The sequence below is a fragment of the Vibrio sp. TRT 29B02 genome (assembly GCF_050113655.1).
Classification (GTDB): domain Bacteria; phylum Pseudomonadota; class Gammaproteobacteria; order Enterobacterales; family Vibrionaceae; genus Vibrio.
The window spans coordinates 72971-90554 of the sequence record NZ_JBNJOJ010000014.1 but is presented as its reverse complement, the minus strand read 5'-3'; the positions used below and the strand labels follow the sequence as shown (position 1 = coordinate 90554).

Annotated in this window: 14 protein-coding genes and 2 riboswitches; of the genes, 9 read left to right on the top strand and 5 right to left on the bottom strand. The window is 45.9% G+C overall.

Features of this window, described 5'->3' with window-relative positions:
* Positions 1 to 10: 10 nt before the first annotated feature.
* Positions 11 to 358, top strand: a complete 348-nt coding sequence (locus tag ACQEXT_RS10690) for a gamma-glutamylcyclotransferase family protein (RefSeq protein WP_426951998.1) — start codon at positions 11 to 13, stop codon at positions 356 to 358.
* A gap of 63 nt (positions 359 to 421) precedes the next feature.
* Complete coding sequence (locus tag ACQEXT_RS10685) at positions 422 to 781, top strand: DUF2799 domain-containing protein (RefSeq protein ID WP_426951996.1); 360 nt, start codon at positions 422 to 424, stop codon at positions 779 to 781.
* Positions 782 to 826: 45 nt separating this feature from the next.
* Here ACQEXT_RS10685 and fbp read toward each other — a convergent pair whose 3' ends face one another.
* Positions 827 to 1843: a class 1 fructose-bisphosphatase gene (gene fbp / locus ACQEXT_RS10680; protein ID WP_138973855.1), complete on the bottom strand. Its 1017-nt coding sequence runs from the start codon at positions 1841 to 1843 to the stop codon at positions 827 to 829.
* Positions 1844 to 2151: 308 nt separating this feature from the next.
* Here fbp and mpl point away from each other — a divergent pair, with 308 nt between their 5' ends.
* The 5 genes from mpl (at position 2152) to thiQ (ending at position 7678) form a co-directional block, all read left to right on the top strand.
* Entirely contained in the window at positions 2152 to 3504 is a 1353-nt protein-coding gene (gene mpl, locus ACQEXT_RS10675; RefSeq protein WP_426951994.1) for a UDP-N-acetylmuramate:L-alanyl-gamma-D-glutamyl-meso-diaminopimelate ligase, read from the top strand.
* 14 nt (positions 3505 to 3518) lie between these two features.
* Positions 3519 to 4142, top strand: coding sequence for a flavin prenyltransferase UbiX (locus ACQEXT_RS10670; RefSeq protein WP_426951993.1), 624 nt, complete (start codon positions 3519 to 3521; stop codon positions 4140 to 4142).
* Between the two features lie 53 nt (positions 4143 to 4195).
* Positions 4196 to 4316, top strand: a riboswitch (TPP riboswitch).
* Positions 4317 to 4368: 52 nt separating this feature from the next.
* Positions 4369 to 5376, top strand: coding sequence for a thiamine ABC transporter substrate binding subunit (gene thiB, locus ACQEXT_RS10665; protein WP_426951991.1), 1008 nt, complete (start codon positions 4369 to 4371; stop codon positions 5374 to 5376).
* Positions 5377 to 5385: 9 nt separating this feature from the next.
* The gene (thiP, locus tag ACQEXT_RS10660) at positions 5386 to 6990 is read left to right on the top strand and encodes a thiamine/thiamine pyrophosphate ABC transporter permease ThiP (protein ID WP_426951990.1); all 1605 of its coding nucleotides are present in this window, start codon (positions 5386 to 5388) and stop codon (positions 6988 to 6990) included.
* The gene (gene thiQ / locus ACQEXT_RS10655) at positions 6974 to 7678 is read left to right on the top strand and encodes a thiamine ABC transporter ATP-binding protein (RefSeq protein ID WP_426951988.1); all 705 of its coding nucleotides are present in this window, start codon (positions 6974 to 6976) and stop codon (positions 7676 to 7678) included. The genes thiP and thiQ overlap by 17 nt, the downstream gene beginning before the upstream one ends.
* A gap of 62 nt (positions 7679 to 7740) precedes the next feature.
* Here thiQ and yjgA read toward each other — a convergent pair whose 3' ends face one another.
* Complete coding sequence (gene yjgA / locus ACQEXT_RS10650; protein WP_426951987.1) at positions 7741 to 8268, bottom strand: ribosome biogenesis factor YjgA; 528 nt, start codon at positions 8266 to 8268, stop codon at positions 7741 to 7743.
* Positions 8269 to 8376: 108 nt separating this feature from the next.
* On the opposite strand from yjgA, the gene pmbA reads away from it, so the two are divergent.
* The gene (gene pmbA, locus ACQEXT_RS10645) at positions 8377 to 9720 is read left to right on the top strand and encodes a metalloprotease PmbA (protein WP_426951986.1); all 1344 of its coding nucleotides are present in this window, start codon (positions 8377 to 8379) and stop codon (positions 9718 to 9720) included.
* Positions 9721 to 9778: 58 nt separating this feature from the next.
* On the opposite strand, the gene lysC is transcribed toward pmbA, so the two are convergent.
* Positions 9779 to 11131, bottom strand: a complete 1353-nt coding sequence (lysC, locus tag ACQEXT_RS10640) for a lysine-sensitive aspartokinase 3 (protein ID WP_426951985.1) — start codon at positions 11129 to 11131, stop codon at positions 9779 to 9781.
* Positions 11132 to 11244: 113 nt separating this feature from the next.
* Positions 11245 to 11422: riboswitch (Lysine riboswitch) on the bottom strand.
* A gap of 225 nt (positions 11423 to 11647) precedes the next feature.
* On the opposite strand from lysC, the gene ACQEXT_RS10635 reads away from it, so the two are divergent.
* Positions 11648 to 12769 carry an alanine--glyoxylate aminotransferase family protein gene (locus tag ACQEXT_RS10635; protein ID WP_331417564.1) on the top strand — a complete coding sequence of 374 codons (1122 nt, stop codon included), beginning with the start codon at positions 11648 to 11650 and terminating at the stop codon, positions 12767 to 12769.
* Positions 12770 to 12807: 38 nt separating this feature from the next.
* Here ACQEXT_RS10635 and ACQEXT_RS10630 read toward each other — a convergent pair whose 3' ends face one another.
* Positions 12808 to 14583: a PglL family O-oligosaccharyltransferase gene (locus ACQEXT_RS10630; RefSeq protein WP_426951984.1), complete on the bottom strand. Its 1776-nt coding sequence runs from the start codon at positions 14581 to 14583 to the stop codon at positions 12808 to 12810.
* Between the two features lie 69 nt (positions 14584 to 14652).
* Positions 14653 to 17475: an excinuclease ABC subunit UvrA gene (gene uvrA, locus ACQEXT_RS10625; protein ID WP_426951982.1), complete on the bottom strand. Its 2823-nt coding sequence runs from the start codon at positions 17473 to 17475 to the stop codon at positions 14653 to 14655.
* Positions 17476 to 17584 lie beyond the last annotated feature (109 nt).

Genomic DNA, 17584 nt, shown 5'->3' with positions numbered 1-17584 from the left:
AAGGAAGGCGATGCAACATCTCGTTTTTGTCTATGGAACCTTACGTCAGGGTGAGAGAAACCATTATCTATTAGAGGACTCTCAATATCTTGGCAAGCATACGACCCCTCCTATTTACAGTTTGTATGATCTTGGTTCGTATCCAGCCGTATCAGATGGACAGAGTGCGATTTTCGGCGAGGTCTATCTAATAGATGAGCACACTCTTGAGCAGTTGGACTCCATCGAAGATGTTCCGGTCATTTATCGACGGGAGCAGATAGAGACAACATTTGGTCTTGCTTGGGTCTATATCTATCAAGATATTAGCCAGTTAGATGTATTAATCGCCTCAGGAGACTGGTGCCAGAAAGTGTAGTAATTTGCTCCAGTCTATATCAAGTAGCGAGGAAACTGCCCACTAAAGGTAAAGGAGGAGAGCATGAGATACATGTTAACACTGGGGTTGTTGTTGCTGGCGGGATGCGCTTCTCAACCGACCCCACTCAGTAGCGTAGAGAGTGATTGGTTCAATTATGGACTCTCTCGCGGAGACAAGGGTTATATACAGCAATCTGAGAAGCAACTTGCCAAGCTAGATAGCGGCAGCTTTTTTAATCAGGCACTTTATGACGCCTACACCAAAGGTTATCAACAAGGGCGTCTTAATTACTGCGGGCAGAATGCTTATATGTTGGGCGTGCGAGGAAGACCTTATCACGGTGTTTGCGATCAGCTCGATCCCTTCTTTAGTCAAGATTATATGTCAGGTCGAAACTCCACTGCGGGGTCGATGTTCTAACCTAGAAAAAGAGCCGACAACTGTCGGCTCTTTTGTGTGCAAAGGTTAGTTTTCTTCGCGATTAAGCTCTAAAAACTCTTCGACCTTTTTCACCATGTTTTTCGACCCGACAAAGAAAGGGACGCGCTGGTGAAGCTCGGTAGGTTTGATGTCCATGATTCGGTTTACACCGTCAGAGGCAACACCGCCCGCTTGTTCAATGATATAAGCCATAGGGTTGCACTCGTACAATAGACGAAGTTTACCGTTTGGGTGGCTTTGCGTACTTGGGTAAAGGTAGATACCGCCCTTGAGTAAGTTACGGTGGAAGTCAGCAACGAGTGAGCCGATATAACGTGAAGTATATGGGCGATGTTCACTTGGGGCGTTTTCCTGACAGTACTTGATGTATTTCTTCACGCCAAGAGGGAAACGAATGTAGTTACCTTCGTTAATCGAGTAGATGCTGCCATCTTGTGGGATCATCATATTCTCGTGAGAAAGGCAGAACGTACCTAGCGATGGATCGTAGGTAAAGCCATTAACCCCGTTACCTGTTGTGTATACCAACATGGTTGAAGAACCATAGATAACATAACCTGCAGCAACTTGTTTGTGGCCTGGTTGAAGGAAATCTTCTTCTGTCGGTGGTGTGCCGATAGGGGACACACGACGGTAGATTGAGAAGATAGTACCAACAGAAACGTTAACGTCGATGTTGGAAGAACCATCTAGTGGGTCCATCAAAACAACGTACTTAGCATTTTTGTTGAGTTCTTTATTAAACGCTACCGCTTCATCTTCTTCTTCACTCGCGACACCGCACACTTGATCTCGAGCTTCAAGAGCGGCTTTAAATTTGTCGTTAGCATAAACATCTAGCTTTTGCTGGTCTTCGCCTTGAACATTCGCAGTGCCAACAGCACCAGTAATATCACCTAGGCCAGCTGCGTTAATTTCTCGGTTAACAATTTTGGCCGCAAGACGAATAGAAGAGAGTAGGGATGATAGATCACCGCTAGCGTGGGGGAAGTCCGCTTGCTTTTCAACAATGAACTCGCCAAGGGTGCGCATTCCAGACATGGTTTTTCCTTTAAAAAGTCGCTCAAAAATATGGGGGGATGGACAGTGTCTATCTCTTACGGATCTTGAATCAGTGCCCGTGTTAATTCTAAAAGTAAGATCTTTTTATTGGTAATGAACTAACTGCTTGAGATCTCAATTTATTTGTCGACTCATCTTCGGCTTGCATTGATGACCGCGCCAGTTTGTGTGGATGAAGAGTAATCAACTGAATGGGTTAACATCATTATTGGTGATCAAAGTAGTTCGCTTTTCAGTGCTTTGTCGCCATAATGAACAGATAATTTTTGCCTAGGACAAAGTCAGTTATGCACATTCATATCTTGGGAATATGTGGCACCTTCATGGGTGGCGCAGCGATACTCGCTCGTCAGCTTGGACACAAAGTGACAGGTAGTGACGCGAATGTTTATCCACCGATGAGTACGTTGCTGGAATCGCAAGGTATTGAAATCATAGAAGGCTTTGACCCATATCAGCTTGACCCAGCACCGGATCTGGTTGTTATCGGTAATGCAATGAGTCGAGGTAATCCGTGCGTTGAGTACGTGCTAAACAGCCAAATTCGTTACACTTCTGGACCGCAATGGTTGCAAGAGTTTCTACTCCATGACCGTTGGGTGCTAGCGGTGTCGGGTACACATGGCAAGACAACGACTTCGAGCATGCTTGCTTGGATCTTAGAAGACTGTGGTTATCAGCCAGGATTTCTTGTTGGTGGCGTACTAGGAAACTTCGGTGTTTCAGCACGTTTAGGCGAAAGTGTCTTTTTTGTCGTCGAAGCAGATGAATACGACAGTGCTTTTTTTGACAAGCGTTCTAAGTTTGTACATTACCACCCACGCACTTTAGTGATGAACAATCTTGAGTTCGATCATGCGGATATCTTTGATGATTTAGAAGCGATTAAGCGACAATTCCATCACCTTGTTCGTACCGTTCCTGGAAATGGTCGTATTCTCGCGCCTAAGCAAGATGCTGATCTTGCCGATGTATTAGAACGCGGTTGCTGGAGTGAGACTGAATTTAGCGGTGAAGAGGGCGATTGGCAGGCTGAGAAGCTGATTGTAGATGGGTCTCAGTTTAAGGTGTTCTTCCAAGGCGAAGAAGTGGGTATTGTTCGATGGGACTTGGTTGGTGACCACAACGTCGATAATGCCTTGATGGCGATTGCAGCGGCGCGCCATGTCGGAGTGACACCAGATTTGGCCTGTGAGTCATTGGCTAAATTTATTAATACTAAGCGTCGTCTGGAACTGAAAGGTGAAGTGAACGGTGTGACCGTCTACGACGATTTTGCTCATCATCCTACCGCAATTGAACTTACCCTAGGTGGATTACGTAACAAGGTCGGCAAAGAGAAAATTATTGCGGTATTGGAACCGCGCAGCGCAACGATGAAACGTGGTGTTCATAAGGAAACCTTAGCGGCATCATTGGCAACCGCTGACGAAGTGTTTCTTTACCAGCCTGACAACATTGATTGGTCGGTGGAAGATGTAGCCAATCAGTGCCACCAACCTGCCCAAGTGAGCGCACAGATTGATGAACTTGTGGAGAAGATCGTGACGAGTGCGAAAGCGGGTGATCACATTCTTGTGATGAGCAATGGTGGCTTTGAAGGTATTCACACTAAGCTGGTGGATAAACTGGCTCAATAACGTAGTTTTAAAGAATGAACAAACAACATAAAGCCATCACTTTAGCTTTTACTGGAGCATCCGGTGCGCCTTACGGATTGCGGCTGTTAGAGTGCTTACTTGCTGCGGACTATCAAGTTTATCTGCTGATTTCGTCTGCCGCTCGTGTGGTTCTCGCTACCGAGCATGATCTGAAATTGCCCGCTCACCCTGAAGCGACACAGCAAGCGTTGGTTGACCATTTTAAATGTGCCCGAGAAAAACTGGTTGTCTGCGGCAAGGATGACTGGTTTTCTCCTGTTGCTTCGGGATCTGCGGCACCAAAACAGATGGTAGTGTGTCCTTGCTCAGCCGGTAGTGTAGCCGCGATTGCACATGGGATGTCGGATAATCTAATCGAGCGAGCAGCGGATGTGGTGATGAAGGAGCGTGGACAGCTTCTTTTGGTGGTGAGGGAGACTCCGTTTTCGACTCTTCATTTGGAAAACATGCTCAAATTGTCGCAGATGGGTGTCACGATTATGCCTGCGGCTCCAGGTTTTTATCATCAACCCAATTCGATAGAAGATCTTGTCGATTTTATGGTCGCACGTATTTTAGATCATCTTGGCATTGAGCAGGGCTTGGTACCGCGTTGGGGATATGACCAACGTAGTTAAGAGTTCTTCTCATCAACTCTAGCTATTGAGTCACATAACTATTACAATTTGTCCGTTACTCATCGGGGAGCGATAGAGGCCATTTATATTGGACTCAGCTGAGATCGAGCTTTGCTCGGGACCCGTGTACCTGAACCAGATAATGCTGGCGTAGGAATTGAGTCTGGACATCCTTAACCACATTGTCCCTCAAGCCTGTGCCGCTCATACAAGGAGAGAGCGAGCAGTGAAAACCACTCTAAATACCATTTCAATCAGTACTCTGGCTGTTGTTAGCCTAACGTCCTTTTCTGCTCTTGCAGCAGACAAAACCTTGACTGTTTACACTTACGATTCCTTCGCCGCAGATTGGGGTCCAGGCCCTACGGTAGAAAAAGCATTCGAAGCACAGTGTGGCTGTGACGTTAATTTTGTCGCGTTAGATGATGGTGTATCGATACTAAATCGCTTACGTCTAGAAGGGGAAAACAGCAAAGCGGACATCGTTTTGGGGTTAGACAACAATTTAATGGCAGAAGCGAAGAAAACGGGTTTGCTTAGCCAACATAATGTCGATACCAGTGCTGTGACTCTGCCGAATGGCTGGGATGACAAGACCTTTGTTCCTTATGACTTTGGCTATTTTGCTTTTGTTTACAACAAGGAAAGATTGGCGAATCCACCTACGAGCTTGAAAGAGTTGGTTGAATCTCGTGAAGATCTTAAAGTTATCTACCAAGACCCACGTACTTCAACGCCGGGACAAGGTTTAATGTTATGGATGAAGTCCGTCTACGGTGATGACGTTTCTCAGGCATGGCAAAAGTTAGCGAAAAAAACCGTTACCGTAACCAAAGGCTGGTCAGAAGCGTACTCGATGTTCCTTGAGGGTGAATCTGATTTGGTTCTTTCGTACACCACTTCACCTGCTTATCATTTGATTGCTGAGAACGACGCGAAATTTGCGGCAGCAGACTTCGCTGAAGGTCATTACACTCAAGTGGAAGTGGCAGCCAAAGTTAAGGGTTCAAAAAACGAACAGCTTGCTGATGAGTTTATGAATTTTATCCTCAGTGACGGTTTCCAATCGGCGATGCCAACGGGTAACTGGATGTATCCAGTAACGGGAGTTGCATTACCGAAAGGTTTTGAGACTCTGACAGTACCAAGCAAAGCTCTCGGTTTTAGTGCTGATGAAGTGGCGGATAATCGCAAGTCATGGATTCGTGAGTGGCAAAGCGCATTAACTTTCTAAGGTTGTCTTTTGCGTAACATTCCCAAAATAGGCATTTGGGTCGCGATATTTATCGCGGCCTTTGTTATTTCTGCCTTAGGTGCATTGCTGGTCAATGCGCCAACTCTCGATGTGAGTCATGTTTGGAGTGATCCTTACTATCGTCATGTTACCAAGTTCAGCTTCTACCAGTCATTCCTTTCGACTGTGATCAGTGTAGGTTTGGCGATTCCTGTGGCGCACGCGCTCTCGCGTCGACAGTTCCTAGGCAAAGCGTTATTACTCAAGCTGTTTGCGACCACGCTCGTTTTACCTGTGCTGGTTGGTGTTTTTGGGCTACTGGCTATTTATGGTAATAGTGGTTTAGTGGCTCAGTTATTTACCAGTTTAGACAGTAAACTCCCATTTTCGATTTATGGGTTGAATGGTATTTTGCTTGCCCATGTGTTCTTTAATCTTCCTTACGCAACCCGTCTGTTATTACAAGCTTTAGATTCGATTCCTCAGCAACAGCATAAGCTTTGTGCTCACCTCGGGATGGGGCACTGGGACAAATTTCGTTGGGTTGAATGGCCCCGTATTCGACAACAGCTCCCACATGTCAGTGGTTTGGTCTTTATGCTTTGCTTTACGAGTTTTGCAACAGTAATGGCATTAGGGGGAGGCCCAAAATCAACCACTATTGAGCTTGCCATTTATCAAGCGATTAAATTTGATTTTGACTTACAGGCCGGTGCTCTGCTGGCGATCTGGCAGATGATGTTGTGTGGTGTTATGGCTTTGGCTATTCAACGCTTAGCTAAACCTATGGCGGTGACGCCAGGTAGCCAGTCTAGATATGTCTATCTATGTAAAGACACTCGGGCATCTAAGTGTTGGGACTGGGGGTGGATATGTGCTGCGATGTTACTTGTTTTGCCTCCGTTACTGATGGTGGTGTTGAGTGGTCTCAATCAGCAGGCGCTAGAGATATTTAGCGATGGCCGTTTTTGGTTGGCGTTATGGGCATCGGTAAAAGTTGCAACGCTGGCTAGCTTTGTTGCGGTGATAGCGGGTGTCTCGATATTGATTACTAGCCGTAGGTTAAGGCTCAATAAACGGGAAAAGAGCGCGGATCATATAGAGTTGATCGGGACGATTATTCTTGTCACACCAGGGCTAGTGATTTCAACAGGTGTGTTTCTATTACTGCGCAGTTTTACCGATGTGTTTAGCCTTGCGTTCTTTGTTGTCGTAGCTGTGAATGCCTTGATGGGGCTGCCTTATGTGATAAAAACATTAGCTCAGCCGATGCTGCATATAGAACAGCAATACCAATATGTATGTGCCAGTCTAGGAATGAAAGGGTGGCAACGTTTTCGGGTTGTCGAATGGAAAGCGCTCAAGAAGCCGCTCGCCCATGCATTTGCAATTAGCTTTATGTTTGCCATCGGTGATCTAAGCGCGATTGCCTTGTTTGGTAGCCAAGAATTTCGCACACTACCACTGTATCTTTTCCAACTCCTTGGTAGCTATCAAATGGACGCTGCAGCGGTAGTCTCCTTAACGTTATTAATGCTCAGTGTCGGTTGTTTTGCTGTGATTGAGAAACTGCTTAAAGCGAATTCAAAGGTAAATTATGTTAGCGCTGACTAAAGTCGATTATTACTACCATGATGAGTTGTTTCATTTTGATGTGAGTGTCGCACAAGGTTCTGTTGTGGCTTTGATGGGGCCTAGTGGTGCTGGTAAATCGACACTGTTGGCCTTAGTTGCGGGTTTTATTGAGCCTAGTAGTGGGCGGATTGAAGTAAACGGTGCCAATCTTGTGGGGCAAGAACCTCATCAACGTCCTTTTGCTATGTTGTTTCAAGAACACAACTTATTTGCTCATTTAACAGTAAGGCAGAATATTGCATTGGGCTTACACCCTGGCTTGAAATTGACTGCCGAGCAGAATAAACAGGTGGAACAAGCGGCTAAGCAGGTTGGCGTTGAGGAGTACCTTGAGCGTTTACCAGAGCAACTCTCCGGTGGTCAACGTCAGCGAGTTGCGTTGGCTCGTAGCTTCGTCCAGCCTCATCCCATCTGGTTACTTGATGAACCTTTCTCAGCTCTCGATCCGATTCTACGTGAGGAAATGCTGGGACTGGTTAAAACCTTAGCAAGAGAGCGACAAATTACCGTACTGATGGTGACTCATCATATTAGTGATGCCAGAGCAATTGGTAGTGATTTTATCTATGTTGCTAATGGAAAAGTGGAAGTGACGGGCAAGATAACGGAGTTATCGTCACAGCATCAAAATGTATCGTTGAGTGATTTTGTTAGAGCAGGGGAATAGCTCTAACAAAAAGGCCGATGGATGACATCGGCCTTTAGAGTGCGTTTAATTGCAGAGGCTAATTAGCTCGCCGCTTCATTTAATGCTTTTAACATTTGAAAAATTTCGCGAGATGCCTTTGGTGGTTTATTCGCTGATTTTTCCTTTGTTGCCTGACGCGCTAGCTGACGAAGACGCTGACGATCCGCATCGGGATATAGTTCTACTGCATCATTGATAGCAGCATCCCCTTTCTCGATGATACGGTCGCGCAACAGCTCAAGTTTGTGTAACTCTGCGGTTGCTTGAGAGTGTTTGTTTCGTACTTTATCCAGTGCAGCTTGCAGCGGCTCTGGATCTTCTAAACGCATCAGTCTACCAATGTACTGAAGCTGACGACGACGAGCTTCATTTTTGAAACGTTGCGCGTCTTTGATTGCGTCTGCAAGGTCTTCACTGAGTGGAAATTTTTCAAGCACCGAAGGTTTCAGGCTAACGAGTTCTTCACCCAGCTTTTGAAGCTCGTCCATATCGCGTTTCATTTCGGTTTTACTAACCCAAATGATCTCTTCTTCCTCTTCCCATGGCGCTTTTTGATTCTTACGTGCCATCTTTCTGCCTTATTTGAACATCTATTTCTCTATTTTAACAAGAATCGTGGGGAGAAAGCGAAATTCTTGTTATTCTAATGGCAATTGATTTTGAGAAATTAAGTAAATATGGACGTAAGACAGCAAGTTGCTCAACAAAGAGTTGAGTTAGAAGCAGCAGTGGCAAAAGCGCTGGAAATGGCAGCAGAGAAATCTGATGCTGCAGAAGTGGCCATAAGCAAGACGACGGGCTTAAGTGTATCGACTCGTATGTGCGAAGTGGAGAACGTTGAGTTTAATAGCGATGGTGCTCTAGGTATTACGGTATATCGCAATCAACGCAAAGGCAGTGCGTCAACATCTGACTTGAGCGAAAAGGCGATTCAACAGACCGTACTTGCTGCGCTTGATATTGCTCAGTACACATCGGAAGATCCGTATGCAGGGCCAGCGCCTAAAGAATTGATGGTTAAAGAAATCCCAGATCTTGACCTGTTCCACCCTGATACGCCTGATCCTGATGTTGCTGCGCAAATCGCGATTGCTGCTGAGCGACAGGCTTTGTCTTACAGCGATAAGATTAAACAGAGTGATGGTGCAAGCTATGACAGCCACTACGGCTTGAAAGTTTATGGTAACAGCCACGGCCTATTGGCGAGTTATGCATCTAGCCGACACAGTACGAGCTGTTGCGTGATTGGACAGGGGCGTAATGGCGAAATGGAACGTGATTACAGCTATACCGTCGCCCGCCATAAAGATGATTTATGGACGCCAGAAGTGGTTGGCCAGAAAGCGGCTGAGAAAACGGTCAGCCGTCTTGATGCACAAAAAATGAAAACAGGTAAATACCCAGTTATGTTCGCTGCTGACGTTGCCACTGGATTGTTAGGGCATCTCGTGATGGCGATCAGTGGAGGCAATCTTTACCGTAAATCGTCATTCTTACTTGATCATCTTGGCAAACAGATTCTTCCTGAGTGGTTTAGTGTCTCGGAGCGCCCTCACGTTCTTCGAGGTCTTGCCTCGACGCCATTCGATAGTGAAGGGGTTTTCACTCAAGATCTTGAAATCATTACCGATGGTGTACTTGCAACATATCTTCTTACTAGTTACGCAGCACGTAAGATGAACATGACGCCAACAGGCCATGCTGGTGGCATCCATAACTGGTTTGTAAAATCGACAGGTCAGAACTTCGATCAAATGCTGAAAGAGCTAGGCACGGGGTTATTGGTCACCGAAGTAATGGGTCAAGGCGTGAATGTTGTCACTGGCGATTACTCTCGTGGTGCTGCGGGCTTCTGGGTTGAAAACGGTCAGATTCAATATCCGGTGTCTGAAATCACCATTGCGAGCAACTTGAAAGAGATGTTTAACCAGATTGTTGCGGTGGGCAATGATGTTGAAACTCGCTCCCAAATCCAGACTGGGTCAATCTTGCTTGAATCGATGAAAGTCGCGGGCGAATAAGGTAAACCTTTGAGCTTGAAGGGTTGGTATAGTGTGCCAACCCTTCAAGATTTCCTCGCTACTTTTCAAACAACTCCGCATGCAGTTTTTGAATGGCGAGACGTGATACGGATTCATTGACCAAGAAACATAAATTGTGCGGGCTTGCGCCGTAACAAATCATTCGTAAGTTCAAGTCCTCCAAAGTACCAAATACCTGCTTCGCGTAACCTTTACTTTCACTCATGTTATTACCGATCAGAGCGACGACACTAAGATTATGCTCAACCTCTACACTACAAAGCTCTTCCAGTTCAACACGCGCTGATTCGGGTAATTGTGGTGCGCCACCCGATGTTCCCGTTTGATCAAGAGTTAGAGAAACACTGATCTCTGATGTCGTGATGAGATCGACGGATACCTTATGCTTCGCCAGTATTTCGAATACTTTCGCCAAAAAGCCGTACGCGTGGAACATTTGGGCACTGCGCAGCGTGACCATGGTTTGGTTGTTGCGCAAAGCCAATGCACGGAATAGTGGTGAGCTTTCGACTTGATGACGTATCCAGGTGCCGCCCTTCTCTGGCTCTTTCGATGAACCGACGAAAACAGGGATATCGTGGCGCAAAGCGGGTACCAGTGTTGATGGGTGCAGGATCTTGGCACCAAAGTTCGCCATCTCTGAAGCTTCACTAAAGCTGATCTCTGGGATTGGCGATGCTTTTGGCGCGATTCGTGGATCAGTGGTGTAAATTCCTGGAACGTCTGTCCAGATTTCCAGCCCTGACGCCTCTACGGCCTCGGCAATCAATGCTGCACTGTAGTCACTGCCACCTCGGCCTAATGTCGTGGTGTTACCTTCGTCATCGGAACCGATAAAGCCTTGTGTGATCACAACAAAATCTTGGCATAGCGGAACCAGTAACTGTTTGGCTAAGGCGCTGATTTGTTCCAATACCGGTTCTGCTTTTCCAAAATGGTTGTCTGTACGAAGAACATCACGAATATCAAAACGAACCGCATTGATGCCGCGCTCTTTCATCAGTTGAGTGAGCAGATGTGTTGACATCAGCTCACCACAAGCCACGAGGTGATCGGTAAGTTTGTGGCTAGATTGAATCGATGCCGCTTCAGCCAAGCTAGTAATCGTATCGAGGATTGAATAAACCTCAGTCGCAGTCTGAGTTGCATCTTCTAGCTGGCTTAGAATGGCGTCGTGAATTTCAGCGAGTTCAACAAGAACTTGATTGCGTCGACTTTGGTCTTGAACGCCGTTGGCAAGTTCAACTAATAGGTTAGTCACACCAGAACATGCGCTGCTTACAACGAGTTTGGTGTTTGGATTGTTTTCGATAATTGCAGCACAGTGGCTCATCGCCTCAAAGTTAGCGACACTTGTCCCACCAAATTTAGCTACATTAAAACTGCTCACAGCATTTCTCCCAAGGCTTCCTGAAATAAAAAATTTTGGTAGCTATACCAACATCCAATGTTTTGCTTTGATGAAGAGATTCGAGCGAAAGAGAGGTCTATATTTGAATGATTTACCTCAGAAGCTCATCATCAGACAGGGCTGATGACAGTTGCAGGGATTCAACCCTAACAACCGATAGATTCAAACCGACAATTTGAATCCATCTCGGCACTGCTCCCCCTCAAAGCGTTGTTTTGGAGTTGTGGCTCCACAACACATCTACCTGGGCAGTGCTCCTCTTCTGCAAAATAATTTGCTATGTGGCATAAATATCCACCACATAATCTGCATTGAACGTGTTTCTGTGAGTTATGTCAATGACTATCTGTAACTTTATGGCATTTATAATTTAACAAACTTGTGACACTGGTTTGACCTCACGACTTTGGGCTAATTGTCGCAGAGCCAGAATTGGATTAAGGTGGTTTGATGAGTAAAGATAGAACGAAAAATATAATTCAAAAGGAGCTGCCAATGACGATTCAAAGTTTTATTCCTCCCCACCGTATTCTGATGGGACCAGGCCCTTCAGATATCTCACCACAAGTTTTACAAGCCTTGAGTCGTCCAACCGTTGGGCATTTAGATCCATTGTTTGTCGCGATGATGGACGAGCTTAAATCACTACTTAAATATGCGTTTCAGACGGAAAATGAGTTTACCATTGCCGTTTCTGCTCCGGGCAGTGCGGGAATGGAAGCCTGTTTTGTCAACTTAATCGAAGCTGGCGAGAAAGTGATTGTTTGTCGAAATGGTGTGTTTGGCGAACGTATGCGTGAAAACGTTATTCGTGCTGGTGGTGTAGCCGAAGTTGTCGATGATGAATGGGGGGCGCCTGTTTCTATCGATAAAGTCGAGCAGGCATTGAAAGCAAACCCTGATGCTAAGGTGCTAGCGTTTGTTCATGCTGAAACTTCCACAGGAGCATGCAGTGATGCTGAAGCTTTAGGTAAGCTCGCTAAGCAATATGGCGTGCTAACTATTGTTGATGCCGTGACTTCCCTTGGTGGCGTGCCACTTAAAGTGGATGAATGGCAGCTTGATGCCGTGTATTCGGGAAGTCAGAAGTGTCTCTCATGTGTACCTGGATTGTCTCCCGTGACTTTTTCACCGGCTGCTATTGAGAAGATTCAGTCACGCACGACGCCAGTGCAAAGTTGGTTCCTTGATCAAAGCTTAGTGTTGGGCTATTGGAGCGGAGAAGGTAAACGCAGTTACCATCATACAGCGCCAGTAAATAGCTTATATGCACTTCATGAAGCATTGCTGATCCTGAAAAATGAAGGGTTGGAATCAGCATGGGCTCGTCACCGTGCTATGCACGAAAAGTTGAAACAAGGTTTGGAAAAACTTGGTTTCGAATTTGTCGTCGAGGAAAGCTCTCGCCTTCCTCAGCTCAACGCAATCTATGTTCCTCAAGGCATTGATGAAGCAAAAGTTCGTACCCACCTTCTAGACACCTACAATTTAGAGATTGGTGCAGGTCTGGGTGCTTTGGCTGGTAAAGCGTGGCGCATTGGTTTGATGGGCTATGGGGCTCGTGCTGAGAATGTAGCTCTGTGTTTACGAGCACTTGAAGAGGCTCTTACTCAGTAGCAGCCATCTTTATTTAAGGCGACCTCGGGTCGCCTTTTTTATTGCGGCTGGTTTGTTCGGTCTGCTTTTAGTGCGTCTATGTCTGGTGGAATATAGTGAACGTCGGAGAAATTTATGTCAGGGAACAAAAACTGAGCTTCGCTACGAATTTGCTCTGCTTTGATCGTTTCCCCTAAGCCCAAATATGCCAAGATCAGGTTGTTGTAAAAAGCAGGTCTAGGTTTATCTCGAATGATTTTCAGTGACCAGTCAACATAAGCTTGAATGAGTTCATCTTGCTGCGTCATCAAACCAATATTGAGAAACGTGCTGTAGATGTCCCAGTTATACCTGTCTTGCCACACCACTGGGTTAGACACCTGATTAAGAATATCAGGGTTCTTTGGTTGAGAACGCTCAAAACCAGTAAGGACATAATTGGTATGAAGAGTTGTGGTTAAGTAAAACCCAGACACGATGGGCATGACTAAACTTAAAACACGCAGCGTGCTTTGGGAGATGATACTCAACGAAGCTTGTCGATAATGACATGCGCGTTGATCAACCCAGTAGAGCAGAATGATGAATGCGATCCAGTGAATCGCCGAGTGATAAAAAGGGTATTCCAGCTGGCTGTGCAACACGATGGGCACGAATAGGGCAAACATAGCTAAACGAGTCCCTTTCTTTGCCTGATATAGGCGTGCCAGAACGAAGAGAGCAGCAAGAAGAATCGCAAGTAGCGGCAATAAGCCCCCCTCCACCCCCCAATACAAGAGTTCGTTGTGTGGGTGAACCATTGAAGCTAACCCAGGTTTATAACTGAGATTGAGTTGATGCTGGCGGGCGGTGTAAACAAGATACTCAGGCTCGAATCGACCGTAGCCATAGCCAGTAAATGGCTTTTCAATCAGCATGTCCAAAGCTTGTGGAAAGGTATATTGTCTTGGGCTTTGCAGATGCATTTTTTCAAGAGCAATTGGCGCTTGTTCTGATGGGATCGTCAAACAACTAAATCCTAGACCTACCCCCAATAAAATGGATACAGTCCAACCTATAAATCGCTTTTTAGTTGCAAAACGATAAACATAAGGAAGAACCAGCAGCGTTGATAAAAGCGCGGCTAGCCATCCTGTTCGTGAACCGAGCACGATAAGCAGTGGCACGCAAAGTAGCGGCATGAGATAGAGTAACGTTACTTCGCTAATGTGGCGTTGGTATTTGGTTGGCTGGCGAGTGAGTAAATAGCCAGAAAGAGCTAAGCCTGTAGCAAGGAAGCTCGCCATCACATTGGGTTGCTGAAAAATCCCATATGGACGATTTATTTCAGTGTCATAGCCGAAAATATTGCCCGGTTGTAGCAGCAAAAATTGAGCCCAACCGAATAGGGATTCAATAAAAACAGCAATCGTAATAAACCAGAGTAAACGTTGTTTCTGCTTATTACTGAATCGAAACTGTTGCAGGACAAAAAAGAGTAAGAAACCAGCCCAAAGCCCCGCTAACCTAATGGCGACAAGAGCGGGCTTAGACCCTGTATAAAAGATGGGCACAGTCATCATTACACAGCAAATAAATAATCCAATAGTGAGCTTGTTGTATCTTAGGTAGCCCGTAGTGCCTAATTGGTATAAACCGATAGCGAGTGAAACACTGATTGCCAGCCAAGTTGTTGCGTTGAAGGACAAGGCGAGGCCTGAACCACCAGGATTCGGCATAAAAAAATGCATAGCTACGAGAAATACAAATCCTAGTGATACTAGGAAAGGCTTGATTAATGGGAGTTTAGGTGCCTTGATCTCAAGTTCTGTCCCTGTTACGTGTACCGTCGCCATAAATCATAACACCTCAAATAATAGACCAGTGATGCAAGGTCACTGCTCTATCAATCTCACAATTAGTGGTTATTTTAACATAGGTTTTAGGAATCTAGCAGTATGAGAGCCTTCGACAAGTGCCACATCTTCTGGTGTCCCTGTAGCGATAATTTCACCACCCCCTTGACCACCTTCAGGACCGAGGTCGACAATCCAGTCGGCGGTCTTGATGACATCTAGGTTGTGTTCGATGACAACCACAGTATTGCCATGGTCACGTAAACGGTGCAATACATTCAGCAGTTGCTGAATATCATGGAAATGAAGGCCTGTCGTTGGCTCATCGAGAATGTAGAGCGTTTTCCCGGTATCTCGCTTCGAGAGTTCACGCGCCAGTTTGACTCGCTGAGCTTCGCCGCCAGATAAAGTCGTGGCAGCTTGCCCTAAACGGATGTAGGAGAGTCCCACATCCATCAAGGTTTGGAGCTTACGGGCGATAACAGGAACAGGGTCGAAGAACTGGCGAGCATCCTCAACCGTCATCTCTAGCGCTTCATCAATGGTTTTTCCTTTATAGCGCACTTCTAAGGTTTCTCGGTTATAACGTTTCCCTTTGCACACATCACATGGAACATAGACATCTGGAAGGAAGTGCATTTCAACTTTAATTACCCCATCTCCCTGACAGGCTTCGCAGCGACCTCCTCGCACGTTAAAGCTGAAGCGTCCTGGTTTATAACCACGAGCACGTGATTCCTGAGTACCAGCGAATAGCTCACGTATTGGCGTAAAAATCCCAGTGTAAGTCGCTGGATTTGAACGAGGAGTTCGTCCGATAGGGCTTTGGTCAATATCAATCACCTTATCAAAATGCTCTAACCCTTTTATTTTTTTGTAGGGAGCAGGGGTTGCAGTCGTAGCTCCATTGAGTTGCGTATGAGCAATTTTAAAGAAGGTGTCGTTAATCAGGGTAGATTTACCTGACCCCGAAACCCCAGTGATACAGCTAAATAGACCCACCGGAATTTCTAGAGAAACGTCTTTCAGATTGTTACCCGATGCACCAATCAACTCGACAACTTTTTTCGGGTCTCTTGGGGTACGAGTTTGAGGTAGCGCAATCTGTTTTGCGCCACTAAGGTATTGACCTGTTAAAGAGTCTGGGTTGGCAAGAATTTGCTCCATGGTACCTTCTGCCACCACGTTACCACCATGAACGCCAGCCCCTGGACCTATGTCTATGACGTGGTCAGCCATGCGGATAGCATCTTCGTCATGCTCGACAACTAATACGGTATTTCCTAGGTCACGCAGATGTGTGAGCGTTTTAAGCAGGCGTTCATTATCTCGCTGATGTAGACCAATCGAAGGTTCATCAAGAACATACATGACACCCACAAGCCCAGCGCCAATTTGGCTAGCGAGTCGAATACGCTGTGCTTCTCCCCCAGAGAGCGTTTCCGCACTGCGGGATAAGTTGAGGTAATTCAGTCCGACATTCACAAGGAATTGCAGACGGTCGTTAATCTCTTTCATTACCTTATCGGCAATTTGTGCTCTTTGTCCGGACAGGGTTAGACCTGCGAAGAACTCCAATGCTTCAGCGATACTTAACTCAACGATTTCAGGAAGGGTGGTATCACCAATAAAGACATTGCGAGCTTCCAGTCTTAGGCGGCTGCCATCACAACTTGAACATGTTTTTGTCGAAATGTATTTCGCCAGATCTTCACGGACTGCATTCGATTCAGTATCACGATAGCGACGTTCAAGGGTATTGAGAATGCCCTCAAACGGATGACGTTTCACGCGAATATCACCACGATCATTGATGTACTTAAATTCGACTTCAGTTCGACCTGAGCCAGTTAAAATAATGTCCCGGGTCTTTTTCGGCAGAGAATTAAATGGTGCGTGCAGATCGAACCCATAGTGATCTGCAAGTGATGAAAGCATCTGGAAGTAATAGTAGTTTTTCTGATCCCAACCACGAATAGCGCCCTGAGCCAAACTTAGTGAATCATCAACAATGACTCGAGCTGGGTCGAAATATTGCTGTACACCTAAACCATCACAGGTACCACACGCACCAGCTGGGTTATTGAATGAGAACAAGCGTGGTTCAAGCTCTTGCATGCTATAGCCACAATGTGGGCAGGCAAAGTTAGCCGAAAAGACAATTTCCTCACCGTCTCCATCCATTGAAGTAACCACGGCAATGCCGCCAGAGAGTTCAAGGGTAGTTTCGAACGATTCAGCCAGTCGTTGCTGAATATCATCACGGACTTTAAAGCGGTCTACGACGACTTCAATGGTGTGTTTTTTATGCAGTTCAAGAGTCGGAGGATCGGAAAGATCACAGGTCTCTCCATCGATACGAGCTCTGATAAAACCTTGTGCCGCCAAATTCTCCAGCGTCTTGACGTGTTCGCCTTTACGCTCTTTGACGATAGGAGCGAGTAGCATCATTTTTGAGCCAGTAGGAAGTTCTAAAACCTTGTCCACCATCTGAGAGACGGTCTGTGCCGTTAGAGGCGTTTTATGCTCTGGGCAGCGAGGTTCACCTACTCGCGCGTAAAGGAGTCTGAGGTAATCATAGACTTCCGTAATCGTACCTACGGTAGAGCGAGGGTTATGTGACGTTGATTTTTGCTCAATCGATATCGCAGGTGATAGCCCTTCGATGTGGTCGACATCGGGCTTTTCCATCAGGGATAAGAACTGACGAGCGTATGCAGAGAGTGACTCGACATATCGACGTTGACCTTCGGCATAGAGTGTATCGAAAGCTAAAGATGACTTACCGGAACCAGATAGACCAGTAATCACAATCAACTTGTCACGTGGAATCGTTAGGTTAATGTTTTTTAGGTTATGGGTGCGGGCACCACGGATTTCAATCTGATCCATCTTGATTACTCTATGCAAAAACAAGTCGGCTAAGTATTACATAGAGTGAGAAATGTGCAAAGAAAAATACTGGATAAAAAAACAGTAACAAAAAGGCAGCTACCGATAG

What these genes read in the sequence shown, in the direction of transcription:
- ACQEXT_RS10690 (WP_426951998.1), top strand. Translation starts at nt 11, where the DNA reads ATGCAACATCTCGTTTTTGTCTATGGAACCTTACGTCAGGGTGAGAGA.
- ACQEXT_RS10685 (WP_426951996.1), top strand. Translation starts at nt 422, where the DNA reads ATGAGATACATGTTAACACTGGGGTTGTTGTTGCTGGCGGGATGCGCT.
- fbp (WP_138973855.1), bottom strand. Translation starts at nt 1,843, where the DNA reads ATGTCTGGAATGCGCACCCTTGGCGAGTTCATTGTTGAAAAGCAAGCG.
- mpl (WP_426951994.1), top strand. Translation starts at nt 2,152, where the DNA reads ATGCACATTCATATCTTGGGAATATGTGGCACCTTCATGGGTGGCGCA.
- ACQEXT_RS10670 (WP_426951993.1), top strand. Translation starts at nt 3,519, where the DNA reads ATGAACAAACAACATAAAGCCATCACTTTAGCTTTTACTGGAGCATCC.
- thiQ (WP_426951988.1), top strand. Translation starts at nt 6,974, where the DNA reads ATGTTAGCGCTGACTAAAGTCGATTATTACTACCATGATGAGTTGTTT.
- yjgA (WP_426951987.1), bottom strand. Translation starts at nt 8,268, where the DNA reads ATGGCACGTAAGAATCAAAAAGCGCCATGGGAAGAGGAAGAAGAGATC.
- pmbA (WP_426951986.1), top strand. Translation starts at nt 8,377, where the DNA reads ATGGACGTAAGACAGCAAGTTGCTCAACAAAGAGTTGAGTTAGAAGCA.
- ACQEXT_RS10635 (WP_331417564.1), top strand. Translation starts at nt 11,648, where the DNA reads ATGACGATTCAAAGTTTTATTCCTCCCCACCGTATTCTGATGGGACCA.
- ACQEXT_RS10630 (WP_426951984.1), bottom strand. Translation starts at nt 14,583, where the DNA reads ATGGCGACGGTACACGTAACAGGGACAGAACTTGAGATCAAGGCACCT.
- uvrA (WP_426951982.1), bottom strand. Translation starts at nt 17,475, where the DNA reads ATGGATCAGATTGAAATCCGTGGTGCCCGCACCCATAACCTAAAAAAC.